The organism is Dactylosporangium sp. NPDC006015, assembly GCF_040614215.1.
Lineage (GTDB): Bacteria > Actinomycetota > Actinomycetes > Mycobacteriales > Micromonosporaceae > Dactylosporangium > Dactylosporangium maewongense.
On record NZ_JBEXUD010000026.1, the window covers coordinates 137562 to 158929 of the forward strand.

Genomic DNA, 21368 nt, shown 5'->3' on the forward strand with positions numbered 1-21368 from the left:
ACACGGTTTTCAGACGCGGCCGAAGTCCTGGGTCCAGTACGGGGTCCCGTCCGCCTTGTACGCGAGGCCGACACCGACCGCGACGCTGCTGCAGTTGAGGATGTTGGCCCGGTGGCCCTCGCTGTTGATCCAGCCGGTGACGACCTCCTGCGGCGACCGGTAGCCCCAGGCGATGTTCTCCGCCGACGCCCCGGTGGTGTACCCGGCGGCGACCTCACGCTGCACGAACGTGCTGCCGTTGGACCCGGTGTGGCTGAAGAAGTTGTTCGTCACCATGTCGGTGCTGTGGTTGCGCGCCGCCGCGACCAGCCGCGAGTCGATGCGCAGGGCGCCGCAGCCGTTGGCCTTGCGGTAGTTGTTGGTCAGCGTCACGACCTCGCTCTCCAGCGAGCTGCTCTCCACCGGCTTGGTGGCGGGCGTCGTGGGCGCGGTGGTGGGCGTCTTGGTGGGCGTGGTGACCGGCTTGGTGGTGGGCTTGGTGGTCGGCTTCTTCGTCGGCGTGGTGACCGGCTTCTTGGCGGTCGACTTCTTCTTCTTTTTCTTCTTCTTGGACACCGCGGCGGTGACGTCCGCACCGGCGACCGCGTCACCGGCGGCGGTGACGACCTGCGCGGCGGCGGGGGCGGCCGTCGCGGCGGTGGCGGTGAGCGTGAAGCCGAGCGGCGCCGCGAGCAGCACGGCGGCGAGGATGGTGGCACGGCGAGGGAACCGGGTCACGATGGGAAAACCTTCCGTCGGTGAGCTTGACGGAGTTGGTATCGGGTGCCTCGCAGCGCTCGTGAGCAGGTCAACTGGCCCGCAACGGTCGGCAACCGACCGGCTACCCGTGCGGGTGGGTCCCTAGTGGACCGGCCGCCGAAGTTCCATCAAAGGTTGGAGGGCGACGGCCCCGGGCATTCATACCGTTGAGCTACAACAACGATCCGCCCGTCGAAGGAGCAGCAATGTCCACTCTGGTCAGGCCCCGGGACAACCGTTGGATCGCCGGCGTCTGCTCCGGCCTCGCCCGCCGGTTCGGCATGTCGCCCAACGTCATGCGGCTCATCTTCCTCATCTCGTGCCTGCTGCCGGGCCCGCAGTTCGTGATCTACATCGTGCTGTGGGTCCTGATGCCCGACGAGTCGAAGTCGCCCAGTTACAACTGAGGTCCGCACGGGTGCGCTCCGGGTTCGCCGGTCAACCGGCCGGCCGACCGGTCGAACTCGGAGGCATGTTCAAAGACCTCGCCGAAGCCACCCGCCACACCGCCGCCCGCGCGACCCTGAACGGCCTGATGACCTGGCTCGGCGAGTCCGGCCTGGCGGCCGCCGCCGCCTCGGCCGGCCTCCAGGCCGCGGTCGACCAGCACGCCGCCTCGGTCCGCGACGCCCTCGGCGACCCGGAGCACGGCCCGAACGCCGTCGCCCTCGCCAGCTACGCCACCGGCGTCCGCGACGCTCTCATCGAGGCCCAGTGGCAGCTGCCGCCGACCTCGGAGCTCGACTGGTCGAAGGCCGAGTGGCCCACGGTCCGCCTCATCGCCATCTGCACCCTGGCCCGCTCCGCCGGCCACAGCTGACCCACCTCCCACCTCTTCCGGACCGCTGCTAGCCGGGCGGTGGAGGGTTCTCGCGTGGGCCGCCGATGAACGCGGCCGCGACGGCGCCCGCGAGGCAGACGGCCGCGGTGATCAGGAAGATCTCGCGGTACTCGGTGCGCAGGGCGTCCTGGAGTGCGTTCGCGTACGCGGACATCAGCCGCCGCTGCTCCTCGGCCGGTTTGCCGAAGACCAGCGGGAAGTCGAGGTTCGCGGTCAGCTCGTGGAACCGGTGCAGTCCCCACGCCGTCAGGGCGGCGACCCCGATCAGCATGCCCATCGTCCGTGCCACGACCACCGCCGACGAGGCCACCCCGTGCTGCGACGCCGGGGTCGCCCGCAGCGCCGCCGCCGACAGCGGAGCGATGACCAGCCCCAGCCCGAGCCCGGCGAGCGCCAGGTCCGTGTCCAGCCGGGGCAGGAACCCCAGGTGCCGCGCGGCGAGCACGTCCTCCGGCCAGCCCGCGATGAGCAGATACGCGACCGCCGCCAGCACGAGCCCACCGACGGCGACCGCCCGCTCGCGCACCCGCCCCGCACCCGACCCACCAGCACCGACACCACCGCCAGCACCGCCAGCACCGACACCGACACCGCCACTGGCACCGGCACCGGCACCGGCACCGGCACCGGCACCACCAGAGCCGGCATCGGCAGCACCGGCATCATCGGCGCCGGCGCCATAGGGGCTGCCCACTGCCGGAAGTTCGGCAGCGCTGAGAGCGCCGGGACGGGCGGGGCTGAGCAGGCTCTCGCCGGCGGGAGCGGCAGCCAGGTCGAGAGCTTCCGCGCCGGAAGGGACGTCCCGCACGGCTGCCCGGCGGGACTGGCGGAGCAGCAGGCCGCCCAGGATCGCCCCCGCGGGGAGGGCGACCAGGAAGCGGGTCAGCACCAGGGTGGCCTCGACGCCGGACTTGCGCAGGAGGGTCTGCGCGACCAGCTCCACGTCGACCAGCGTGACCATGAGGGCGACGCCGGCGCACCAGCTCGCCACCAGGACAGCGAAGAACGGCAGCTTGGCAGCGCCGGTCAGGTCCAGCAGGCGGGTGCGGGCCCGGCGCTCCCACAGCGCGAACAGCACCGTCACGACCGCGGCGCCGGCGAGGACGGGCCAGCCCCACGAGGGCAGGACGGAGCGCTCGGGGTCGGGGTTGTACAGCGCGGCGACCACCGCGCCGAGCGCCACCGCCAGGAGCAGCCCGCCGACCAGGTCGGTCCTGCGCGGGGCGGACGACCGCGGCGGGCCGCCGGGCACCGCGCGCCAGACGAGGACGATCGCGACCGCGACGAGCGGCAGGTTCAGCCAGAAGATGCCGCGCCAGGTGCCGAGCGCGGCGGCGACCGCCACCCCGTACAGGGGGCCGAGGACGCTGCCGAGCTCCTGCGCCGCCCCGATGTTGCCGAGGACCAGGTGGCGGCCGCGGTCGGGCCACAGGTCGCTGACGAGGGCGACGGTGACGGGCAGCAGCGCGCCGCCGGCGATGCCCTGCAGCGTGCGGCCGCCGGTGAGCAGCCAGATCTCGCCGCCGGAGGCGGCCGTGAGCACGCCGGACGCGGCGGTGAGCGCGGAGCCGGCGGCGAACCCGAGCAGGCTCGCGACCAGCAGCGCCCGGCGGCCGAACCGGTCGGAGAGCGACCCGAGCAGCGGCATCCCGGCGACGTATCCGAGCAGGAAGCCGGTCACGACCGGGGTGACCCGCTCCAGCCGGGTGTCGGCGATGTGCAGGGAGTCCATGATGTCGGTGAGGACCCCGACGATCACGTAGGCGTCGAGCGCGGCGAGCAGCACCGCCACCCCGCCCACGCTGACGGCGAGCCGCCGCCGCCCGCCCCCGGAGGCGGGCGCAGTCGACGTCATCTGCTTACTTCGGCGGGGCGATGGTGACCGGGGCGTCGAACTCCTTGAACGTGATGGTGACCGTGCCGCCCTTGGCCTCGCCGACGGCGGGCAGGGTGAACGCCGCCTTCAGCAGCTTCTTGCCGTCCTTGGCGATCCAGAACTTGCCGGGCACGGAGCCGGTGACGCCGGGCACCACGTTGGCGAGGGTCTGCGAGGAGTTGTCGGTCGAGAGCCGGTAGGCCTCCTGGCCGTCGACGCTCTCGGTGGCCTCGGTCTTGCCGTTGGTGGCGGTGCCCAGGACCTTGGCGATGCCGCGGTCGGGCGAGAGGATCGCCGACGGGTCGTAGACCGATGCCGCGAGGGCCAGCGGCAGCTGCTGGTAGTCGCCGGTGGGACCCTTCAGCCACATGGTCTGCCCCACGATGGTGAAGGCCATGTCGACCGTCGCGCCCATCTGCTCGACCTGGGCGGTCCCCTGCGCGTTGCCCTCCTTGGTCAGCACGCCGTCGGCGCGCTTGAGCGCCACGCCGGCGATGGTGCCGTCGGCGGTGATGAGGAACTTCGCGGACGTGATCCCGCCCATCGCGGTCGCGGACTCCTTGAGCAGCCCGTCTGCGGCCGGCAGGTTGGGATCCGCCTTCCCGGCGTCGTCCTCTTTGGACTTGCTGGTGCAGCCTGTCAGGACGAAGAGCAAGGCCGTGAAACCGGCCAGCAGAGCACGAGTGCGGGGCATACCGGCATGCTAGACCGCGCAACGAAACAACGGGCGAGCCGTGACCCTGGGCAGCGGCGAAGTCACCGAGCGGCAGGTCTAGCGCCCCGCGAGCAGCTCCGCGACCGCCCGGCCGGAGGCGGCCGTCGCGCCGAACGTGGCGATGTGCAGGTCGCCCCGCGGTGCGGCGGGCACGCCCATCTCGACCACGACCGCGTCGGGGCGCACGGCGAGGGACGCCTTCAGCGCGTCGGTGATCCACGGGTAGCGGTGCGGGTCCCGTACCACCAGCAGCAACGGACGACCGATGGACGAGCGCAACGCGTCGGGCAGGCCCTCCTCCGAGGACAGCCGCACCCCGGAGGTGTCGGGCACCAGCTCGGCGAGCGGCGCGATGAGCCCCCACGGCGTCTCCGGGGCGATCGCGAAGTTGAGCTCCGGCTGGAACTCGATCACGTACGCGGGCGCGGCGAGCGGGAACGTGGCGTCGGGCGCGGTGATGCGCAGCGCCCGGCGGGCCGCGGACAGCCCGAGCGCGCCCGCCTGCGGGTCCGGCGGCGTGCGGGACGCGTTCAACGACCAGGCGGCGAGCCGCGCGACCCGGGCAGCGGCGTCGGCGAGCCGCGACTCGGGCAGCTCGCCGGAGCGCACTGCGGCGACGATCGCGTCGCGGAGCAGGTTGGCCGTCTCCTCGTCGGCGTGGTCGCCACCGACGCAGATCGCGTCGGCACCCGCGGCGAGCGCGAGGACGGTGGCCTGCGCGAAGCCGTAGCGGTCGGAGATCGCCCGCATCTCGATGCCGTCGGTGACGATCAGGCCGTCGAAGCCGAGCTCGCCGCGGAGCAGGTCGGTCATGATCCGCGGGCTGAGGGTGGCCGGCAGGTCCGGGTCGAGCGCGGGGACGCGGAGGTGGGCGCTCATGACGGCGCGCACGCCGGCGGCGATCGCCGCACGGAACGGCACCAGCTCGGTCGCGTCGAGGTCGGCCCGCCCGGCCTTGATGATCGGCACGTCCAGGTGCGAGTCGACACTGGTGTTGCCGTGCCCGGGAAAGTGCTTCGCGCAGGCGGCGACACCCGCCTCCTGCAGGCCGGTGATCCACGCGGCGGTGTGCCGGGCGACGCGCTCGGGCTCGGCGCCGAACGCGCGGGAGCCGATGACCGGGTTGTTGGGGTCGGAGTTGACGTCCGCGTCGGGCGCGTAGTCGAAGGTGATGCCGACCGAGGCGAGGTCGCGGCCGATGTGGCAGGCGACCTCCCGGGTCAGCGCGGTGTCGTCGACGGCGCCGAGGGCGAGGTTGCCGGGCCACGGGCTGCCGCTGTGCGCATCGATGCGGGTGACGTCGCCGGCCTCCTCGTCGATGGCGACGATGACGTCCTCGCGCTCGGCGCGAAGCGCCGCGGTCAGCTCCGCGACCTGGTCACGGTCGACGACGTTGCGAGCGAAGAGCACGACGCCGCCGAGCCCCTCGGCGAGGCGGCGGCGGACCCACGGCGGGGGCTCCTTGCCCACGAATCCCGGCTGAAGCACGGCGTTCGCCATGCCGACCAGGTCGTCCCCCGTGCTTGCGTCCATGCGTCAACCACCCTTCGCGCCTGGCGAGAATGGTCACATCACAGCTCCGTAATAGTCAAGAAACCTTCCAGTAGTTAACGGCCCGGTCATCGATGGGGGCGGATGGTCCAGACCACTGTCATCTCGGTCGTGACGGCGCCGTCGGCCCTCGTGACCTCGATCGCGACGGGAAATTCGGGGCGCTCGCCGGCGGCCAGCTCCGCCAGAACCTCGCTGACGGGCCGGCCGAGCCGGGCGACGGCCTGGACCGGCCCGGCGGCGAGCTTGCGGTACGCGATGTCGGACCGCACCGCCAGCGGGGTGCCCAGCGCGAGGTGCTCGCCGAACGCCGCCATCACGACGGCGCCGGATGCGGTCTCGCCCAGCGTGAAAATAGCGCCGGCGTGCGGCCCGGCGACGTGGTTGTGCAGCCGCTCCTCGTCCGGGAGCGTGGCGGTGGCGCTGATGTCGTCGCCGTCCACGCGCACGTCGGTGATCTCGATTCCGACGGTGCGCGCGAACGGGACTGCGGAGATCAGGTTGGTCGCCAGTACCTTGGCATCAACGGTCATGCGCCGAGGTTACCGACCGGTAGCAAGACTTAGAAGAGCTCGCCGATCGTGTGGATGATGTTGACGTAGAAGTTGCCCTCGATCGGCCGGAACACCTGGAACGGCTCGTGCGGCTCGCCGACGAACGGCCGCAGCGTCCACGCGAGCTGGGTGCCGACGAAGCCGAAGAGCAGGATCCACACGTGCAGCAGCGTCATGCTGGCCGGGCGCTCGCCGGGCGCCAGCGTGAAGGCCCCGGTGCGCGGCGTGGGGAGCGGCGGCGCCACCGGGAACGCGTAGCGGCCGTCGGGCAGCAGCAGCGGCTGCTTCGGCGGGTACACCACCGGCGGCGCCGCCGCGATCTGGACCGCCCCGTTGGCCTGCGGAGACGATGCCGCGGCCCCGGCCGACACCGACGCGGCCGGGACAGCCGCCTTGTCATCGTCTGCGGCGTCGGCACCGGCGGGCGCCGGCGACACCGGTGCGTCCTGCGACGCGTCTGCCAGCTCGGCCATCGCCTCCGCTTCGGCCCGCTCCTGCGCCTCCCGCGCCTCCTGCTCCGCGCGCCGCGCCGCCGCGACCGTGGCCGTGTGGGCGTTCAGCGCGTGCATGCCGCTGGTGAGGAACTTCAGCCCGACGAACGCCGTCATGGCCAGGATCGCCACGTTGAGGATCTTGTAGAACGAGTAGCTGAACGCCGTCAGCAGGAAGAACAGGCTGATCGGCGCGAACGCCAGGGACAGCACCGCGGTCACCGTGATCGTGACCATGACCAGCGCGAGTGCCTGCCGGACCTGCAACCTGGCGCCGAACACCAGGTTGAACAGGTACAGCGTCGGCAGGCAGATCGCGAGCGTCATCAGGAACAGCAGCGGCAGCTTCAGCGCGGACAGGCCCGCCTGAGCGAAGCTGTGCGAAGCCCCCAGCACCGCGCCGTAGCAGGCGAGCGCCAGCACCGAGCTGGTGAGCATCTGCAACGTCAGCTTGCCGAGGTCCCGCTCCTCACCGATCTGGCGCCAGATCGACTCCCGGTCGCGGAGGATCCGCTCGATGATGAGCAGTCCGCTCCCGGGTTGTTGACCGCCGCCCGTCGTGCCGTATGCCGCCATCGGAGCATCCCCTATGTCGGAGGGCCAGTTCGCCGCAGGCTAGAGCAGCCGCGTCACTCAGCGCCACCCCACATCGATGCGTTGTCCCCTTTCATCGAAAAAGTGCAGCGCTTCCATGCGCACAGCGACGGTCAACGGGTGACCGTGCGTGACCGCCGGGTACGGCGCGAGGCGCACCGCGAGCTCCGCCGGGCGACGGTGGTGCCGGCCCGGGTCGCTCAGGACGCTGTCGCGCTGGGGGGCGCGCCGCCCGTTGCGGCCGCCGGCGCCGACCAGCTCCAGGTCCTCCGAGCCGCCGCGGCCGGTGAGCTTGCCGACGAAGCGCTTGAGCCCGCCGCCGTTGATCGGGATGTCGGTCGGCGGCGCGCCGATCTCGTCGACGATCACCGCGGTCGCGCCGATGTCCAGGAACGCGAGCGACTCGTGGCCGTGGTGCTCCAGGTACCGGATGCGCCCGCGCAGCACGTCGCCGCCGGTCGTGTCCGGCACCGGGGTCAGCGCTTCGGCCCGCACGCCGATGACGATCCGCTCGCCGTGGAAGTGCGCGACCTGGCGCGAGCGCAGATCGTTCCACGGCAGGTGGAGCACCTGGTCACCCATGTGCAGCGCGATGTGGCGGTCGAGGTGCACGTAGACCTCGGCCTCCAGCAGGTTCATCCGGGGGCTGCCCAGGAACGCGGCGACGTAGAGCGTGGCGGGCCGGCCGTACACCTGCGTCGGCGTCCCGACGTCCTGCAGGACGCCCTTGCGCAGGATCGCGACCCGGTCCGCCATCGTGAGCGCCTCGGCCTGGTCGTGGGTGACGTAGATGGTGGTGACACCCAGCTCACGCACGAGACCGGAGATCTCCGCCCGCAGCTCCGCCCGCAGGCCGCTGTCCAGGTTGGACAGCGGCTCGTCCATGAGGAAGAGCTTCGGGCGGCGCACGATGGCACGGCCCATCGCGACCCGCTGGCGCTGGCCACCGGACAGCTGCCCGGGCTTGCGGGCCAGCACGTCACCGATGCCCAGCGCGCTGGCCACCTCGGCGACCTGCTCGGCGCGCGGCTCCGGCTCCACCCCCGACAGCCGCAGGGGGAAGCCGATGTTCTCCCCGACGGTCATGTGCGGATAGAGCGCGAAGTCCTGGAAGACCATGGCGACCCCACGCTCGCGCGGCGGGAGATCGTTGGCGAGGTCGCCGTCGAGCATGATCGCACCGGAGGTGGGGTCCTCCAGGCCCGCGACCATGCGCAACAAGGTCGACTTGCCGCAGCCGCTGGGACCGAGGAGCACCATGAACTCGCCCTGTCCCACGTCAAGGTTCACTCGGTCGACGGCCACCGTGCCGTCGGCGAAGACCTTCATCACATCTTTGAGTGCGACGGTAGCCACCGTCACCTCCACCCCGAGTCAGCAGTGCAATTCGCGGATAACTCAGTCACCCCGAGTCAAGTACTGTGACGAGGGGCACGCAAGTTGGTCCATCGGGTAAATGACCAGTGTTCAGCGTGTTACCACACAACTACTGGTAGGAAAGTTGGCAGTGACGGCCGCCGCTCACGACGCGGGGAAGTTTACGGTCACCGACGTGTACCCGAGAGCCCCGAGGAACTGCTGCAGCATCTTCCTGGTGTTCTCCTCGGCCCGCTTGCTGAGACCGGCCTCCTTGGCGGCCGTGCCGATCTTCTCCTCGGCGAGCTTGTAGACCTCCTGCAGCCGGTTCGGGTCCGACTTGAAAGCGTCCGCCAGCCGGTTGAACAGCCCGCGGTCCTCCTGGTAGACGTAGCTGCGGTCGTTGTTGATCCGCACCGGCCGCAGCTGCGGCGCCGGCAGCGTGATCTCGACCGTCCGCCGGTCGTCGGACTCCTTCACCGCGCCCTGACCGATCCCGGCGAAGTCGACGTAGACCTCCACCGACCCGGCGGCCACGAACAGGATCCGCTCGTTGAGCAGGAAGTCCGGGATGTACTTGCGGTCCTTCTGCACGTCGACGATGACCTCGAAGTTGCCCTCGGCCGCCACGTACTGGCTCAGGTCCTGCACGGACTTGAGCAGCGCGGGGCCGCTGCGGTCGGTCTGCTCCTTCGCGAACGGGTTCTTCAGGTCCGGGAACAGGCCGATCGTCTTCGCGCCCAGCACCAGCGCGACGACCAGCCCGATCGTCGCCACCAGCCAGAACAGGCCCCGCATCGCCCCGCCGCCGGCCTTGACCGGCACGACGATCGGCGCGTCCCGCTCATCGCGCCCACGCGGGTCGACCGGATCGCCGATCTTCGGCGACCAGCCCTTGCCCTTCCCGGTGGTCGGCGCGTCGTCAGCGGGCCCGGACGCGATCGCGGGGTATTCGGAGGTCTTCGGGTCCGACCCGCGCCGTTGCGTCGGCACGTCGTCCGAGTCGTCGGGGGTCACGGTTTCGTCGTTGCGGGCCATGCTGACTCCTCCGGGAGGATCTTCTTGCTATCACGGTAGAGGGGTCCGCAAAGGGCCGCGAATCGATCTCAGCCGAACGCCGCCAGCCCGGTCAGCTTCTGCCCGATGACCAGCTGATGGATCTCCGACGTCCCCTCGTACGTGAGGACCGTCTCCAGGTTGGCCGCGTGCCGCATGACCGGATACTCGGCGCTGATGCCGTTGGCGCCGAGCACGGTCCGGCACTGCCGGGCGATCGCGAGCGCCTCCCGCACGTTGTTCAGCTTGCCGACGCTGACCTGCTCCGGCTTGAGCACCCCGGCGTCGGCCCGGCGCCCCAGGTGCACCGCCAGCAGGTACCCCTTCTGCAGCTCGACGGCCGCGTCGGCGAACTTCGCCTGGGTCAGCTGGAACCCGGCGATCGGCCGGCCGAACTGCTCCCGCGCCCCCGCGTAGTCCAGCGCGGTGTGCAGGCAGTCACGGGCCGCCCCGAGCGCGCCCCACACGATGCCGTACCGCGCCTCGGTCAGGCACGACAGCGGCGCCTTCAGGCCCTTCGCGTCCGGCAGCAGCGCCTCCCCGGGCAGCCGCACCCCGTCCAGCACGATCTCGCCCGTACACGAGGCCCGCAGCGACAACTTGTGCTTGACCTCGCGCGCCGTCACCCCCGGCGTGTCCATCGGCACCACGAACCCGCCGATCCCCGCCTCGGTCCGCGCCCACACCACCGCCACGTCGGCGACCGGCGCGTTGGTGATCCACATCTTGGTGCCGTCGAGAATCCAGTCGTCGCCGTCCCGCCGGGCGCGGGTGGTCATCGAGCCCGGGTCGGATCCGTGGTCGGGCTCGGTCAGCCCGAAGCAGCCGATCAGGTCGCCCGCGGCCATGCCGGGCAGCCAGCGGTCCTTGTGCTCGTCGGAGCCGTACTTCCAGATCGCGAACATCGCCAGCGAACCCTGGACGCTGACCAGGCTCCGGACACCCGAGTCGCCGGCCTCCAGCTCCAGACACGCCAGCCCGTACGCGACGGCACTGGCCCCGGCACACCCATACCCGCTCAGGTGCATGCCGAGCAGCCCGATGGACGCGAACTCCTTGGCGAGGTCCCGGACGGGCACCTGCCCGCGCTCGTACCAGCCGGCCACGTTGGGCCGCACGTGGTCGTCGACGACCCGCCGCACCACGGCCCGGATCGCCAGCTCCTCCTCCGAGTGCAGCGCGTCAACGTCCAGCAGGTCCAGAGGCCGCATCGTCATAACTAACACTGTAAGTCAGCCGCCACCTCTCCCGCCCAGACGCCGCCCAACCCCCCAAACCACCCCACCCGACAGCACTCACCACCCAACTCGCCGGCCGACCCCACCGCCCAGTTCCCTCCTTGGACCACAGAGCGACCGGCGGAACACCCGGGCGGACACGACGCTCAGCACAGCCGACGTGATCCAAGTCGCCAGGCGGCCACCCCAACGACCAGTCCCATCCTTGGATCACAGCACGCGCGGCGGTCACCCCGCCCGGCACGAGACTCGACGCCGCGGGCGTGATCCAAGTCGCCAGGCGGCTACCCCCGCGACCAGATCCGTCCTTGGATCACGGGCCTTGCATGTGGGAGGAAGGCAAGCCGGGGGCCGTTCTGCAGCGGTGAACCCCGCGGACCGGCCGCGTCGGTGGGGCGTGCGAAACAGCAGGACGCGAACGCGCAGAGGCGGAGACGGCCGCTCGAAGGCGACCGTCTCCGACCCTTGGCACCGAAGGCCCGCCCGCACCGGGGTGCGGGCCTCAGGCCTGGAGGACCCGTGCATGGATCGAGGTGCGTTGCTGCAGCGCCGCGCGTAACGCGCGGTGCAGGCCGTCCTCCAGGTACAGCCCGTTCTCCCACTGGACCACGTGCGGGAACAGGTCGCCGTAGAACGTGGAGTCCTCGGCGAGGAGCTTGTCGAGCGCCAGCTCCCGCTTGGTGGTGATGAGCTGGTCGAGCCGCACCGGGCGCGGCGGGATCTCGGACCACTGTTTCAGCGTCAGCCCATGTTCCGGATAAGGCCGACCGTCGCGGACCGCCTTGAAGATCATGAACGTCTCACCCCCCTGACCGTGTCAGGGTACCGACTAGGTGCGACAGAATCGCCGCCGAGCGTGTTCAAGACCCCCAGCGGCCGCGGTGCGTGACGGTGCCGGACTCGCGGCGGCCCCGTTTGAGTGACGGCGACTTCACGTCCGGAGCCCGGTAGCCGATGGTCATGGCGCCGATCGGGGTGTACTCGGGAGGCACCCCGAACGCCGCTCGGTAGGCCGCGTCGGAGGCGGGCGGGATGCCGAAGAAGCACGCGCCCAGGCCCTCGTCGACGGCGCCCAGCAGCACCAGCAGGCTCGCCATCCCGGTGTCGATGTGCCAGTAGGGCACCGGCCAGCGGGCCTCGTCGCGGTCGGTCCAGCCTTTGTCGGGCTCGGCGTACCGCGAGAGGTAGGCGTCGCGGTGGCTGTGCGGCACGACGATCACCGGCGCCTGGCTCATCCCGTCCAGCCACGAGGTCGTGGCCGTGTCGGGCGGGGAGGTCGCCGCCCAGAACCTGGCCCGGTCCTCGTCGGAGGTCAGGACCAGGAACTCCCAGCCCTGCGAGAACCCCGCCGAGGGGGCGTGCGTCGCGTACCCCAGCAGCTTGTCGATCACGGCTGGGTCCACCGGCCGCGACGCGTCGTAGTTTCGGACCATCCGCCGACGGCGGATCGCCTCAGACAGTTCCACGGATCCCCCAAACCCCGTGCCAGGACGCTCCCGGCTCCAGGGTCACCACATCACGCCCGGACCGGAACGCGTCAGGGGGGCAGGTCATCGGCTCGATGGCGAGCGCCTTGCGCAGCCGATCGGCGGGAAGCGTGTCGGAGGAGTACACCTGCCACCAGCCGAACGACGAGTCGGCCCAGACCGTGACGCCGCGGCCGTCGGGGGCGGTGACCGTGACCTGCGAGCCGCCGTCGGCGTCGGGGACCACCTCGCCGAACGCCGTGTCCAGGATGGTGCCGCCGAGCCGGCGGCCGTCGAGGAAGTCGTACTCGCTGCCGGCGACCCGGGCGGCGCCGATCGGCAGGAGGCGCGCGTCGACGAGCAGGCGGCTACGGGCCGGGACCTTCAGGGTGAGGTCGTCGACCGCGACGCCCGGCACCAGCACGTACGGGTGGGTGGCCAGCCCGAACGGCGCGTCCTCGGCGCCGACGTTGGTCACCTCGTGCTCGGCCCGCAGGCCGCCCTCGCCGACCGACCAGGTCGTGCGCAGGCGCAGCGGCCACTGGTACCCCGGCTGCGGCACCAGGTCGTGCTCGACGGTCACACTGTCGGGCGCGGCGTCGACGAGCCGCCAGCGGACCCAGTTGACCAGGCCGTGGATGGCGTTGTGACGCTCGGGCTCGGTCAGCGGCAGCTGTAGGTGGTCGCCACCGAACGCGTACTGCCCGTCGCGGATGCGGTTGGGCCACGGGGCGAGGACCTGGCCGGCGCAGCCGACCGCGTGCTCCCCCTCGGCGTAGCCGGCGACGACGTCGGCGCCGTCGACGGTGTAACTGCGCACGCCACCGCCGACCTCGACGATGACGGCCTCATGGCCGCCCGAGGCGATCGTCCACTGTGTACCGGAAGGGGCGTGCGAGAGCTGCGCGGCGGCGGCGGTGTCCATGGCCGCGACAATATCGTCAGTCCGACCGGTCGGTGTACCGAAGCAGGACGGGAAATGTCAGGCCCAGGAGGACGGCCACCGCGGCGGCCGCGATCCCGCCGCTGACCCAGGAGAACGTGGCGCCGGTCGCATCGGCCATCGAGCCGGCCCGAAGGTCACCCAGACGTGGACCTCCTGCGACGACGGCGAAGAACACGCCCTGCAGCCGCCCGCGCATCTCGTCGGGGGCGCTGAGGAGCACCGTCTGCCGGTACACCCCGCTGATCATGTCCGCCGCACCGGCCAGCGCCATGAAAGCTACACACGCCCACAGCCACGGGACCGCGCCGGCGGCCGCGACCGCGAGCCCCCAGCCGACGACGGCGAGCACGAGCGCGACGCCCTGCCGGTGCACGCGGCCGATCCAGCCGGACGTGAGACCGGCGAGCGTCGAACCGATGGCGATCGACGCGTACAGCCAGCCCAGCGACGCCGGGCCGTAGCGCTGGTCGGCGACGACGGGGAACAGCGCCTTCGGCATCGCGAGGACCATCGCGGCGATGTCGATCGCGAACGTCAGCAGGATCACTTTCGAGCCGGCGAGGAACCGCAGGCCGTCGCGGATGTCCCGCAGCCCGCCCGTGGTCTTCGCGACCCCGGCCGGCGGCAGGGCCGGCAACCGCAGGGCCGCCCACAGGACGATCGTGAAGAGGACGGCGTCGACGGCGTACGCGACGGCGAAGTCGGCGTTGGCGATGACCAGACCCGCGCCGACCGGGCCGAAGATCGACGAGACGCTGGAGGCGGTGAAGCTCAGCGTGTTGGCCGAGGCGACCTCGCCCTCGTCGATCAGCGCCGGGATGATCGCCTGCCGGACGGGGCTGTTGACGCCGAACGCCGCGGACTGCGCCGCGATCAGCGCGAGCATCAGGTAGGCGTTGTCCATGTGCAGGACCGCCTGCGCGAGCAGGCCGAGCGTCGTCAGCCACATGAGGGTCGAGCTGGTCAGCAGCACCTTGCGCCGGTCGAACGCGTCCGCGATCGCGCCGCCCCAGATGGAGAACACGATCAGCGGCACCAGGCCGACGAAGCTGGCGATGCCGACCCACAGGGCCGACTTGGTGATCTCGTACACCTGCACCGGCACGGCGACGGCGGTGAACTGGACGCCGAAGAAGGACACCGCGTTGCCCACGAACAGCCGCCGATAGGCCACATGCCGCAGCGGCCGGACGTCGATCACATGCTTGCGCAGGGCCTCCTGCACGCTCAAGGCGCGAGCCGTTCGACCTTGCCGCCGGTGTACCGGAGGCGGTCGTGCAACCGGCTGGGGCGGCCCTGCCAGAACTCGACCTCGTCGGGGCTGACCCGGTAGCCGCCCCAGTGCGGGGGTGCCGTCAGCGGGCCCTCGGCGGCCTCGACCGACGCGACCAACGCCTCCAGCTCGTCGCGGGATCCGATGACCCGCGATTGTGGACTTGCCCACGCCCCGACCTGGGCACCGTGGGGGCGGATCGCGAAGTACTCCTCGGTCTCCTCGCGGGACACCTTCTCGACCGCGCCGATGACGATGACCTGGCGGTGCAGGGGGTACCACGGGAACACCAGGGAGGCCCGCGGGTTGGCCGCGATGTCGTGGCCCTTGCGCGACTCGTAGTTGGTGAAGAAGGTGAATCCGCGCTGGTCATAGCCCTTGAGGAGCACCGTCCGCGCGCTCGGCCGCCCGCTGCCGTCGGCGGTCGCCAGCAGCATCGCGTTGGGCTCGGGAAGGCCCGCCTCGACCGCGTCGGCGAACCAGGTGGCGAACTGCTCCAGCCACGTCCCGGCGAGTCCTTGCTCGGTCAGCTCGCCGCTGTACTCGTTTCTCATCCGCGACAAATCTTGCGGCGATGTGCTGGGTCTCACGCTCACATCCTTCCTCCGACGGTCGCAAATGCGTGAAGATGTGTCACGGAAGACACATTGAGCCCCCGTTCAGTCGGCGCTGGCACCCCACCGGGGCGAAGATGACAAAAGGGAACACCGGCGGGTAACAAACCTAGTCAGACACCCCAGACCAGCAGGAGTGCGAGATGTCCGATTTCAAGCCGGGACTCGAGGGCGTCATCGCCTTCGAATCCGAGATCGCGGAGCCCGACAAGGAAGGCGGCGCGCTGCGCTATCGCGGCGTCGACATCGAGGATCTCATCGGCCAGGTGTCGTTCGGCAACGTTTGGGCGCTCCTGGTCGACGGCAAGTTCGGCCCCGGCCTGCCGCCGGCCGAGCCGTTCCCGGTGCCCGTGCACTCCGGTGACATCCGGGTCGACGTGCAGTCCGCGGTGGCCATGCTCGCCCCCTACTGGGGCCTCGGCCAGCTGCTGGACATCGAGACCACGCAGGCGCGCGAGGACCTCGCCCGGGTCAGCGTCACCGCCCTGTCGTTCGTCGCGCAGGCCGCCCGCGGCCTGGGCCTGCCGGCCGTGCCGCAGAAGGAGATCGACAAGGCCGACACGATCGTCGAGCGGTTCATGCGCCGCTGGCGGGGCGAGCCCGACCCGCGGCACGTCAAGGCCGTCGACGCCTACTTCATCTCCGCCGCCGAGCACGGCATGAACGCCTCCACGTTCACCACCCGGGTCGTCGCCTCCACCGGTGCCGACGCCGCGGCCTGCATCTCCTCCGGCATCGGCGCGCTCTCCGGCCCGCTGCACGGCGGCGCGCCGTCGCGCGTGCTGGGCATGATCGAGGCCGTGGAGCGCAGCGGCGACGCCGAGGGCTACGTGAAGGGCGTCCTCGACCGCGGCGAGCGGCTCATGGGCTTCGGCCACCGCGTCTACCGTGCCGAGGACCCGCGCGCCCGAGTGCTGCGCCGCACCGCCAAGGAGCTCGGCGCGCCGCGCTTCGAGATCGCCGAGGCCCTGGAGAAGGCGGCCCTCGCCGAGCTGCACGCCCGCCGCCCCGACCGGGTCCTCGCCACCAACGTCGAGTTCTGGTCCGCGGTCGTCCTCGACTTCGCCGAGGTCCCCGCGCACATGTTCACGTCGATGTTCACCTGCGCCCGGGTCGCCGGCTGGAGCGCGCACATCCTCGAGCAGAAGGAGCTGGGCCGCCTGGTCCGGCCGTCCGCGACGTACGTCGGCCCCGGCCCGCGCAAGCCGCAGGACGTCGAGGGCTGGTCCAACGTGGCGTGACGCGCCGCGCGTCCGGTGTGACGCGCGTCGCCCTCGACGCTGAATCGACCTGGATCGCGGCGGCGGAGGTGGCAGGATTCGCGGGGTACCCGTACCTGCCCGCCCGCCGCCGCATCCCGGAGTACCCACATGGTCGACATCCGCATTCCCGATGAGCTGAAGCCCGCCGACGGCCGCTTCGGTTCAGGCCCGAGCAAGGTCCGGCCCGAGGCCGTGCAGGCCCTCGCCGGTGTCGCGACCTCGTACCTCGGCACCAGCCACCGGCAGAAGACCGTCCGCGACGAGGTCGCCCGCCTCCGCCGTGGCTTCGCCGAGCTCTTCAGCATCCCCGACGGCTATGAGGTCGTCCTGGGCAACGGCGGCAGCACCGCGTTCTGGGAGATCGCGGTCTTCGGCCTGATCCGCGACCGTGCGCAGTTCGCGAGCTTCGGCGAGTTCGGCGCGAAGTTCGGCAGCGCCGCGAAGAAGGCGCCGTTCATCGGCGACCCGACGATCGTGAAGGCCGACCCGGGCACCGCCGCGTTCCTGCGCGCCGAGGCCGGCGTCGACACGTACTGCTCCCCGCAGAACGAGACCTCGACGGGCGTCTCCGTGCCGGTCCAGCGCGTCGACGGCGCCGACGAGGGCGCGCTGGTGCTGACCGACGCCACCTCGGGCGCCGGCGGCCTCGAGGTCAACGTGTCGCAGACCGACGTCTACTACTTCGCCCCGCAGAAGTGCTTCGGCTCCGACGGCGGCCTGTGGATCGCGATCATGTCGCCGGCCGCGATCGCCCGGGTCGCGGAGATCAAGGAGTCCGGCCGGTACATCCCCGACTTCTTCGACCTCCAGACGGCGATCGACAACTCGCGCCTCGAGCAGACCTACAACACGCCGGCACTGTCGACGATCTTCCTCACCGCCGAGCAGGTCGACTGGATGCTGGCCGGTGGCGGCCTGTCGTTCGCGACCAAGCGCAGCGCCGAGTCGGCGTCCATCCTGTACGGCTGGGCCGAGCGCTCGCCGGTCGCGACGCCGTTCGTCGCCGACGCCTCGGTCCGCTCCAACGTCGTCGGCACCATCGACTTCGACGAGTCCGTCGACGCGACGGCGCTGGCCAAGGTGTTGCGCGCCAACGGGATCGTGGACACCGACCCCTACCGCAAGCTCGGCCGCAACCAGCTCCGGATCGCGATGTTCCCGACCGTCGACCCCGCCGACATCGAGGCGCTGACGGCGTCCATCGATTACGTCATCGAGCGACTTTAGTTTGTGTGTACGAATGCCCGCCGCCTGTTTGCTGAGGTGGCGGGCGTTCCTGTTTGCTTTCTGTCGGCGCGGCACACTTCGTTCCAGCTAGGGTTACGCGTACTGTGACCGAGTGGTGCCGGGAAAGTCGGCGCCGATGCGGGTGGGACGGAGGCACGCTATGCGGCCTGTGCGATTCGTCGCCCTCTCCGAGGACGGCCAAGCGTTCGTCCTCGCCGATGAGGTCGGCCGACTGCTCGCGCTCCCGATCGACGACCGGGTCCAGAGCGCGCTGCGCCCCGACCAGAGCCATGCGACCGCGACGATGGAGACCGCCGCCTCGCAGCTCGCGCCGCGCGACATCCAGGCCCGCATCCGCTCCGGCGAGTCCGCCGAGGAGGTCGCCCGGGTCGCCGGCGTCCCCGTCGACCGCGTCCTGCGCTATGCCGGCCCCGTCCTGCAGGAGCGGGCGATGCTCGCGCAGCACGCCCGCCGCACCCGGCTGAAGACGTCCGACAAGGGCTCCTCGCTCGCCGAGGTCGTCGACGCGCGCCTCGGCCAGCACGGCATCGACACCGAGAAGATCTCCTGGGACGCGTACCGGCGCGAGGACGGCACCTGGCGGATCACCGCCACGTGGCCGAGCGGCAAGGCGACCGCGCAGGCCGTGTGGGAGCTCGACAAGGCCCGCCAGCAGGTCGCCCCGCACGACGACATGGCGCAGTACCTGTGCACCGAGCGCGCCCCGCACGTGCTGGGCCAGGAGCCGCCGGCGCCGGACCGCGCCCTGCCGAGCCGCGGCGAGACCAGCCGCGGCGACCTCGGCGTGCGCCCCGACCCGCTGCGGCACGGCAGCGGCGGGCACGACCTGATCCGCCCGTCCAACGTCCAGCCGTCGACCGTCCAGCCGGAGCGCCGCGGCCGCGGGCTGGGCGCGCTCACCAACGACCCGATCCGGGCCGGGCGGGACGCGCTGCTCGCTTCGCTCGACCGCCCGCTGGGCGCCGCTCCCGGCTCCTCCGAGGAGCCGGCCGCGCCCGCCCCGGTCGCGCAGGGTGAGAACCGGGCCCGCGGCGCCGCCGCGCTGATCGGCCGCTCCCCGTTCGACGACGACAGCGACCAGAGCAAGGAGATCCCGGCGGTGCCGTCGCTCGCCGTGCTCCGCCCGCGCCGCAACACGCCCTCGGCCGCCTCTCCCGAGCAGCCGGCCACCGCGGAGAAGCCGCGCAAGCGCCTGCCGAGCTGGGACGACGTGCTGTTCGGCGGGGCGCCTTCCGCCGCTCGGGAAACCAGCTGAGGTTTGCGGGATAGGTTGGTGGTCATGGAGTACACCAACCTCGGGCGGACCGGCCTCTCGGTCAGCCGCCTGTGCCTGGGCACCATGAACTTCGGGCCACAGACCACCGAGCCTGACAGCTTCGCGATCATGGACCGGGCCCTGGACCACGGCATCAACTTCTTCGACACCGCCAACGTCTACGGGTGGAAGCTCGGCGAGGGCGTCACCGAGCAGATCATCGGCCGCTGGATCGCCCAGGGCGGCGGCCGGCGCGAGAAGGTCGTCCTCGCCACCAAGGTCTACGGCAAGATGCAGGAGTGGCCCAACGGTCAGGGCCTCTCCGCGCGCCACATCATCGCCGAGGCCGATGCGTCGCTCAAGCGTCTCCAGACCGACTACATCGACCTGTACCAGATGCACCACATCTCCCGCAGCACGCCGTGGGAGGAGATCTGGCAGGCGATGGAGGTGCTCGTCGCCCAGGGCAAGGTCCTCTACGTCGGCTCGTCCAACTTCGCGGGCTGGCACATCGCCCAGGCCCAGGAGTCGGCGCAGCGCAGGCACTTCCTTGGCCTGGTCGCCGAGCAGTGCATCTACAACCTCATGGCCCGCACGGTGGAGCTGGAGGTGCTGCCGGCCGCCCGCCAGTACGGGCTGGGCGTCATCCCCTGGTCGCCGCTGCACGGCGGCCTGCTCAGCGGCGCCATCGCGAAGGCCACCGCGGGCTCCGCCGGCCGGTCCTCAGAAGGCCGCGCCGCCGAAGGCCTGGAGAAGCACCGCGCCGCGATCGAGGCCTACGAGAAGCTCGCCGCCTCGCTCGGCGTGGACCCGTCCAACCTGGCCCTCGCGTGGCTCCTGGCCCAGGACGGCGTCACCGCCCCGATCATCGGCCCGCGCACCGTCGAGCAGCTCGACTCGACGCTCGGCGCCCTGTCGCTCCCGCTGGACGAGGCGACGCTGCAGCGGCTCGACGAGCTCTTCCCGCCCGTCGGCAACGGCGGCCCCGGCCCGGAAGCCTGGGCCTGGTAAAGCTTCACGTGTCCCGGGCCGTGGCCAGCACCTCGTAGGTGGGCCGCGGCCCGAGTTCGCTCTTCATCAGCCGTACGTCGTCCGCGTGCCACTGCGGCCCCTGATACCCGTGCAGCGTCTCCAGGTCGCTCTCCAGCTCCCCCGCGGGCAACCGGTCCCCGGGCCGGGCGATCGTGACGTGCGGCTGCAGCGGCCGCCGGTCGAACGGCAGCCTGCGCTTCTTCAGCTGCCGGCGCACCGCGTCGCCGAGCGGCTGCACCTCCCCGTCGACCTTCGCGACCAGCGTGGTGAACTTCCCCCGCCCGAACCTGCCACCCCCGGCGATCCGCACCACCGGCCCCGGCCCCTGCTCCCGCAGCCCATGGACCAGCTCGACCGCGTCGTCCTTACGCTCGTCCTCGACCTCACCGAGGAACGCGAGGGTCAGGTGCCACTGCCCGGCCGGCACGAGCCTCACGGAGCGCCCCTCCGGCATCGGCCTGGCCACGTTGAGCCCGCCGACCATCCCCGCGAAGTGCCGCTCGACCTCCGCCGGCAGGTACGCCGCGATGAACAACCTCACCGCTGCCCGGTTTTCGTGTCGCGCAACGCCAGCCCCGCCCGCTGCAGCTCACCCTCGACCCGCAACCGCTCGACCTCCAGATCGACCCCGCTCACCTCGCCAAGGTACTGGTCGACCCCCAACTGTCCGCACGCGACCCGCAACGCTTCGTCATAGGCCCGCTGCACCGCGTTGAACCACACGGGCGACCTGGTCGCCACTCCCATCCGCAGCCTGTTGAGCCGGCGCAGGTCCCCTGCCAGCTGCTCGATCGGCGGCCCCGCCGGCGCCGGCGGGCTCTCCGCGGCCACCGTGTGCAGCACCCGCCCCGCCCAGCTCAGGTGCCACCACCGCCGCACCCGCCCGTCCTGCCACCCGGGCCTGCCCGCCTTCCGGACGAGCACCTTCCTGATCCCCCGGCCGATCCCCCGACCGCCCCGCTTGACCGCCCGCACCCCGCGCTCCAGCATCTCGTCCGCGGAGATGAGCAGCAGGCACACCAGACACGGCGCCACGGCGATCAGCCCGATGGCACCGACGACCAGCAGGCCGTGCAGCACGCCCACACTCCGAGGCTAAGCCCCCGCAGACAGCGACCGCCACCGATCAACCCAACTTCGGCACCGACTCGCAACCATCCGCGCCCCACTTCCGCCAGCCCCCGCCCCCACTTCCGCCAGCCCCCGCCCCCGCCCCCGACGAAACCGGGGCGGTCCGGTGGCACCCCTCGTCGCCACCGGAC

At 71.6% G+C, this 21368-nt stretch carries 22 protein-coding genes; 6 read left to right on the forward strand and 16 right to left on the reverse strand.

What is annotated here, in order from left to right; genetic code table 11:
• Positions 1–9 precede the first annotated feature (9 nt).
• The gene (locus ABZ321_RS36075; RefSeq protein ID WP_354899816.1) at positions 10–717 is read right to left on the reverse strand and encodes a CAP domain-containing protein; all 708 of its coding nucleotides are present in this window, start codon (positions 715–717) and stop codon (positions 10–12) included.
• Between the two features lie 227 nt (positions 718–944).
• On the opposite strand from ABZ321_RS36075, the gene ABZ321_RS36080 reads away from it, so the two are divergent.
• A complete protein-coding gene (locus ABZ321_RS36080; protein ID WP_344501347.1) occupies positions 945–1145 on the forward strand; it encodes a PspC domain-containing protein in 201 nt (66 codons plus the stop codon).
• A 65-nt stretch (positions 1146–1210) separates the two neighbouring features.
• Complete coding sequence (locus ABZ321_RS36085; RefSeq protein WP_344501346.1) at positions 1211–1558, forward strand: DUF6401 family natural product biosynthesis protein; 348 nt, start codon at positions 1211–1213, stop codon at positions 1556–1558.
• A gap of 28 nt (positions 1559–1586) precedes the next feature.
• Here ABZ321_RS36085 and ABZ321_RS36090 read toward each other — a convergent pair whose 3' ends face one another.
• The 13 genes from ABZ321_RS36090 to pdxH form a co-directional block, all read right to left on the reverse strand.
• Positions 1587–3434: an MFS transporter gene (locus ABZ321_RS36090; RefSeq protein WP_354899820.1), complete on the reverse strand. Its 1848-nt coding sequence runs from the start codon at positions 3432–3434 to the stop codon at positions 1587–1589.
• Positions 3435–3438: 4 nt separating this feature from the next.
• Entirely contained in the window at positions 3439–4149 is a 711-nt protein-coding gene (locus ABZ321_RS36095) for an LppX_LprAFG lipoprotein (RefSeq protein WP_354899823.1), read from the reverse strand.
• Between the two features lie 78 nt (positions 4150–4227).
• Positions 4228–5703, reverse strand: a complete 1476-nt coding sequence (locus ABZ321_RS36100; protein WP_344501343.1) for a glycoside hydrolase family 3 protein — start codon at positions 5701–5703, stop codon at positions 4228–4230.
• A gap of 86 nt (positions 5704–5789) precedes the next feature.
• Positions 5790–6254, reverse strand: coding sequence for a DUF4442 domain-containing protein (locus tag ABZ321_RS36105; protein ID WP_344501342.1), 465 nt, complete (start codon positions 6252–6254; stop codon positions 5790–5792).
• Between the two features lie 29 nt (positions 6255–6283).
• Positions 6284–7342 (reverse strand): hypothetical protein, encoded by a 1059-nt coding sequence (locus tag ABZ321_RS36110; protein WP_354899827.1) that lies wholly within the window; start codon positions 7340–7342, stop codon positions 6284–6286.
• Positions 7343–7399: 57 nt separating this feature from the next.
• On the reverse strand, positions 7400–8716 hold the full coding sequence (locus ABZ321_RS36115; RefSeq protein ID WP_354899830.1) for an ABC transporter ATP-binding protein: 1317 nt from the start codon (positions 8714–8716) through the stop codon (positions 7400–7402).
• Positions 8717–8881: 165 nt separating this feature from the next.
• A complete protein-coding gene (locus ABZ321_RS36120) occupies positions 8882–9754 on the reverse strand; it encodes a DUF4230 domain-containing protein (protein WP_354899833.1) in 873 nt (290 codons plus the stop codon).
• Between the two features lie 68 nt (positions 9755–9822).
• A complete protein-coding gene (locus ABZ321_RS36125) occupies positions 9823–10983 on the reverse strand; it encodes an acyl-CoA dehydrogenase family protein (protein ID WP_354899856.1) in 1161 nt (386 codons plus the stop codon).
• A 529-nt stretch (positions 10984–11512) separates the two neighbouring features.
• Positions 11513–11803 (reverse strand): type II toxin-antitoxin system VapB family antitoxin, encoded by a 291-nt coding sequence (locus ABZ321_RS36130; RefSeq protein ID WP_033364898.1) that lies wholly within the window; start codon positions 11801–11803, stop codon positions 11513–11515.
• Between the two features lie 67 nt (positions 11804–11870).
• Positions 11871–12476: a nitroreductase family protein gene (locus ABZ321_RS36135; protein WP_344501338.1), complete on the reverse strand. Its 606-nt coding sequence runs from the start codon at positions 12474–12476 to the stop codon at positions 11871–11873.
• Positions 12463–13401 carry an aldose 1-epimerase family protein gene (locus tag ABZ321_RS36140; protein ID WP_354899837.1) on the reverse strand — a complete coding sequence of 313 codons (939 nt, stop codon included), beginning with the start codon at positions 13399–13401 and terminating at the stop codon, positions 12463–12465. The genes ABZ321_RS36135 and ABZ321_RS36140 overlap by 14 nt, the downstream gene beginning before the upstream one ends.
• Positions 13402–13417: 16 nt before the next feature.
• A complete protein-coding gene (locus tag ABZ321_RS36145) occupies positions 13418–14653 on the reverse strand; it encodes an MFS transporter (protein WP_354899840.1) in 1236 nt (411 codons plus the stop codon).
• Entirely contained in the window at positions 14650–15249 is a 600-nt protein-coding gene (gene pdxH, locus ABZ321_RS36150; protein ID WP_344501335.1) for a pyridoxamine 5'-phosphate oxidase, read from the reverse strand. The genes ABZ321_RS36145 and pdxH overlap by 4 nt, the downstream gene beginning before the upstream one ends.
• Before the next feature lie 203 nt (positions 15250–15452).
• Between pdxH and ABZ321_RS36155 the strand changes: the two genes are divergently transcribed.
• From ABZ321_RS36155 to ABZ321_RS36170, 4 genes are all read left to right on the forward strand, one after another.
• Positions 15453–16550 (forward strand): citrate synthase 2, encoded by a 1098-nt coding sequence (locus ABZ321_RS36155; protein WP_344501334.1) that lies wholly within the window; start codon positions 15453–15455, stop codon positions 16548–16550.
• Between the two features lie 129 nt (positions 16551–16679).
• Positions 16680–17798 carry a phosphoserine transaminase gene (serC, locus tag ABZ321_RS36160; protein ID WP_344501333.1) on the forward strand — a complete coding sequence of 373 codons (1119 nt, stop codon included), beginning with the start codon at positions 16680–16682 and terminating at the stop codon, positions 17796–17798.
• A 160-nt stretch (positions 17799–17958) separates the two neighbouring features.
• Positions 17959–19074 (forward strand): septation protein SepH, encoded by a 1116-nt coding sequence (sepH, locus tag ABZ321_RS36165; protein ID WP_344501332.1) that lies wholly within the window; start codon positions 17959–17961, stop codon positions 19072–19074.
• Positions 19075–19098: 24 nt separating this feature from the next.
• Positions 19099–20085, forward strand: coding sequence for an aldo/keto reductase (locus ABZ321_RS36170; protein WP_354899845.1), 987 nt, complete (start codon positions 19099–19101; stop codon positions 20083–20085).
• 4 nt (positions 20086–20089) lie between these two features.
• Here ABZ321_RS36170 and thpR read toward each other — a convergent pair whose 3' ends face one another.
• Both thpR and ABZ321_RS36180 read right to left on the reverse strand, forming a co-directional pair.
• On the reverse strand, positions 20090–20647 hold the full coding sequence (gene thpR / locus ABZ321_RS36175; protein WP_344501330.1) for an RNA 2',3'-cyclic phosphodiesterase: 558 nt from the start codon (positions 20645–20647) through the stop codon (positions 20090–20092).
• The gene (locus ABZ321_RS36180) at positions 20644–21192 is read right to left on the reverse strand and encodes a hypothetical protein (RefSeq protein ID WP_344501329.1); all 549 of its coding nucleotides are present in this window, start codon (positions 21190–21192) and stop codon (positions 20644–20646) included. The genes thpR and ABZ321_RS36180 overlap by 4 nt, the downstream gene beginning before the upstream one ends.
• Positions 21193–21368: the final 176 nt, after the last annotated feature.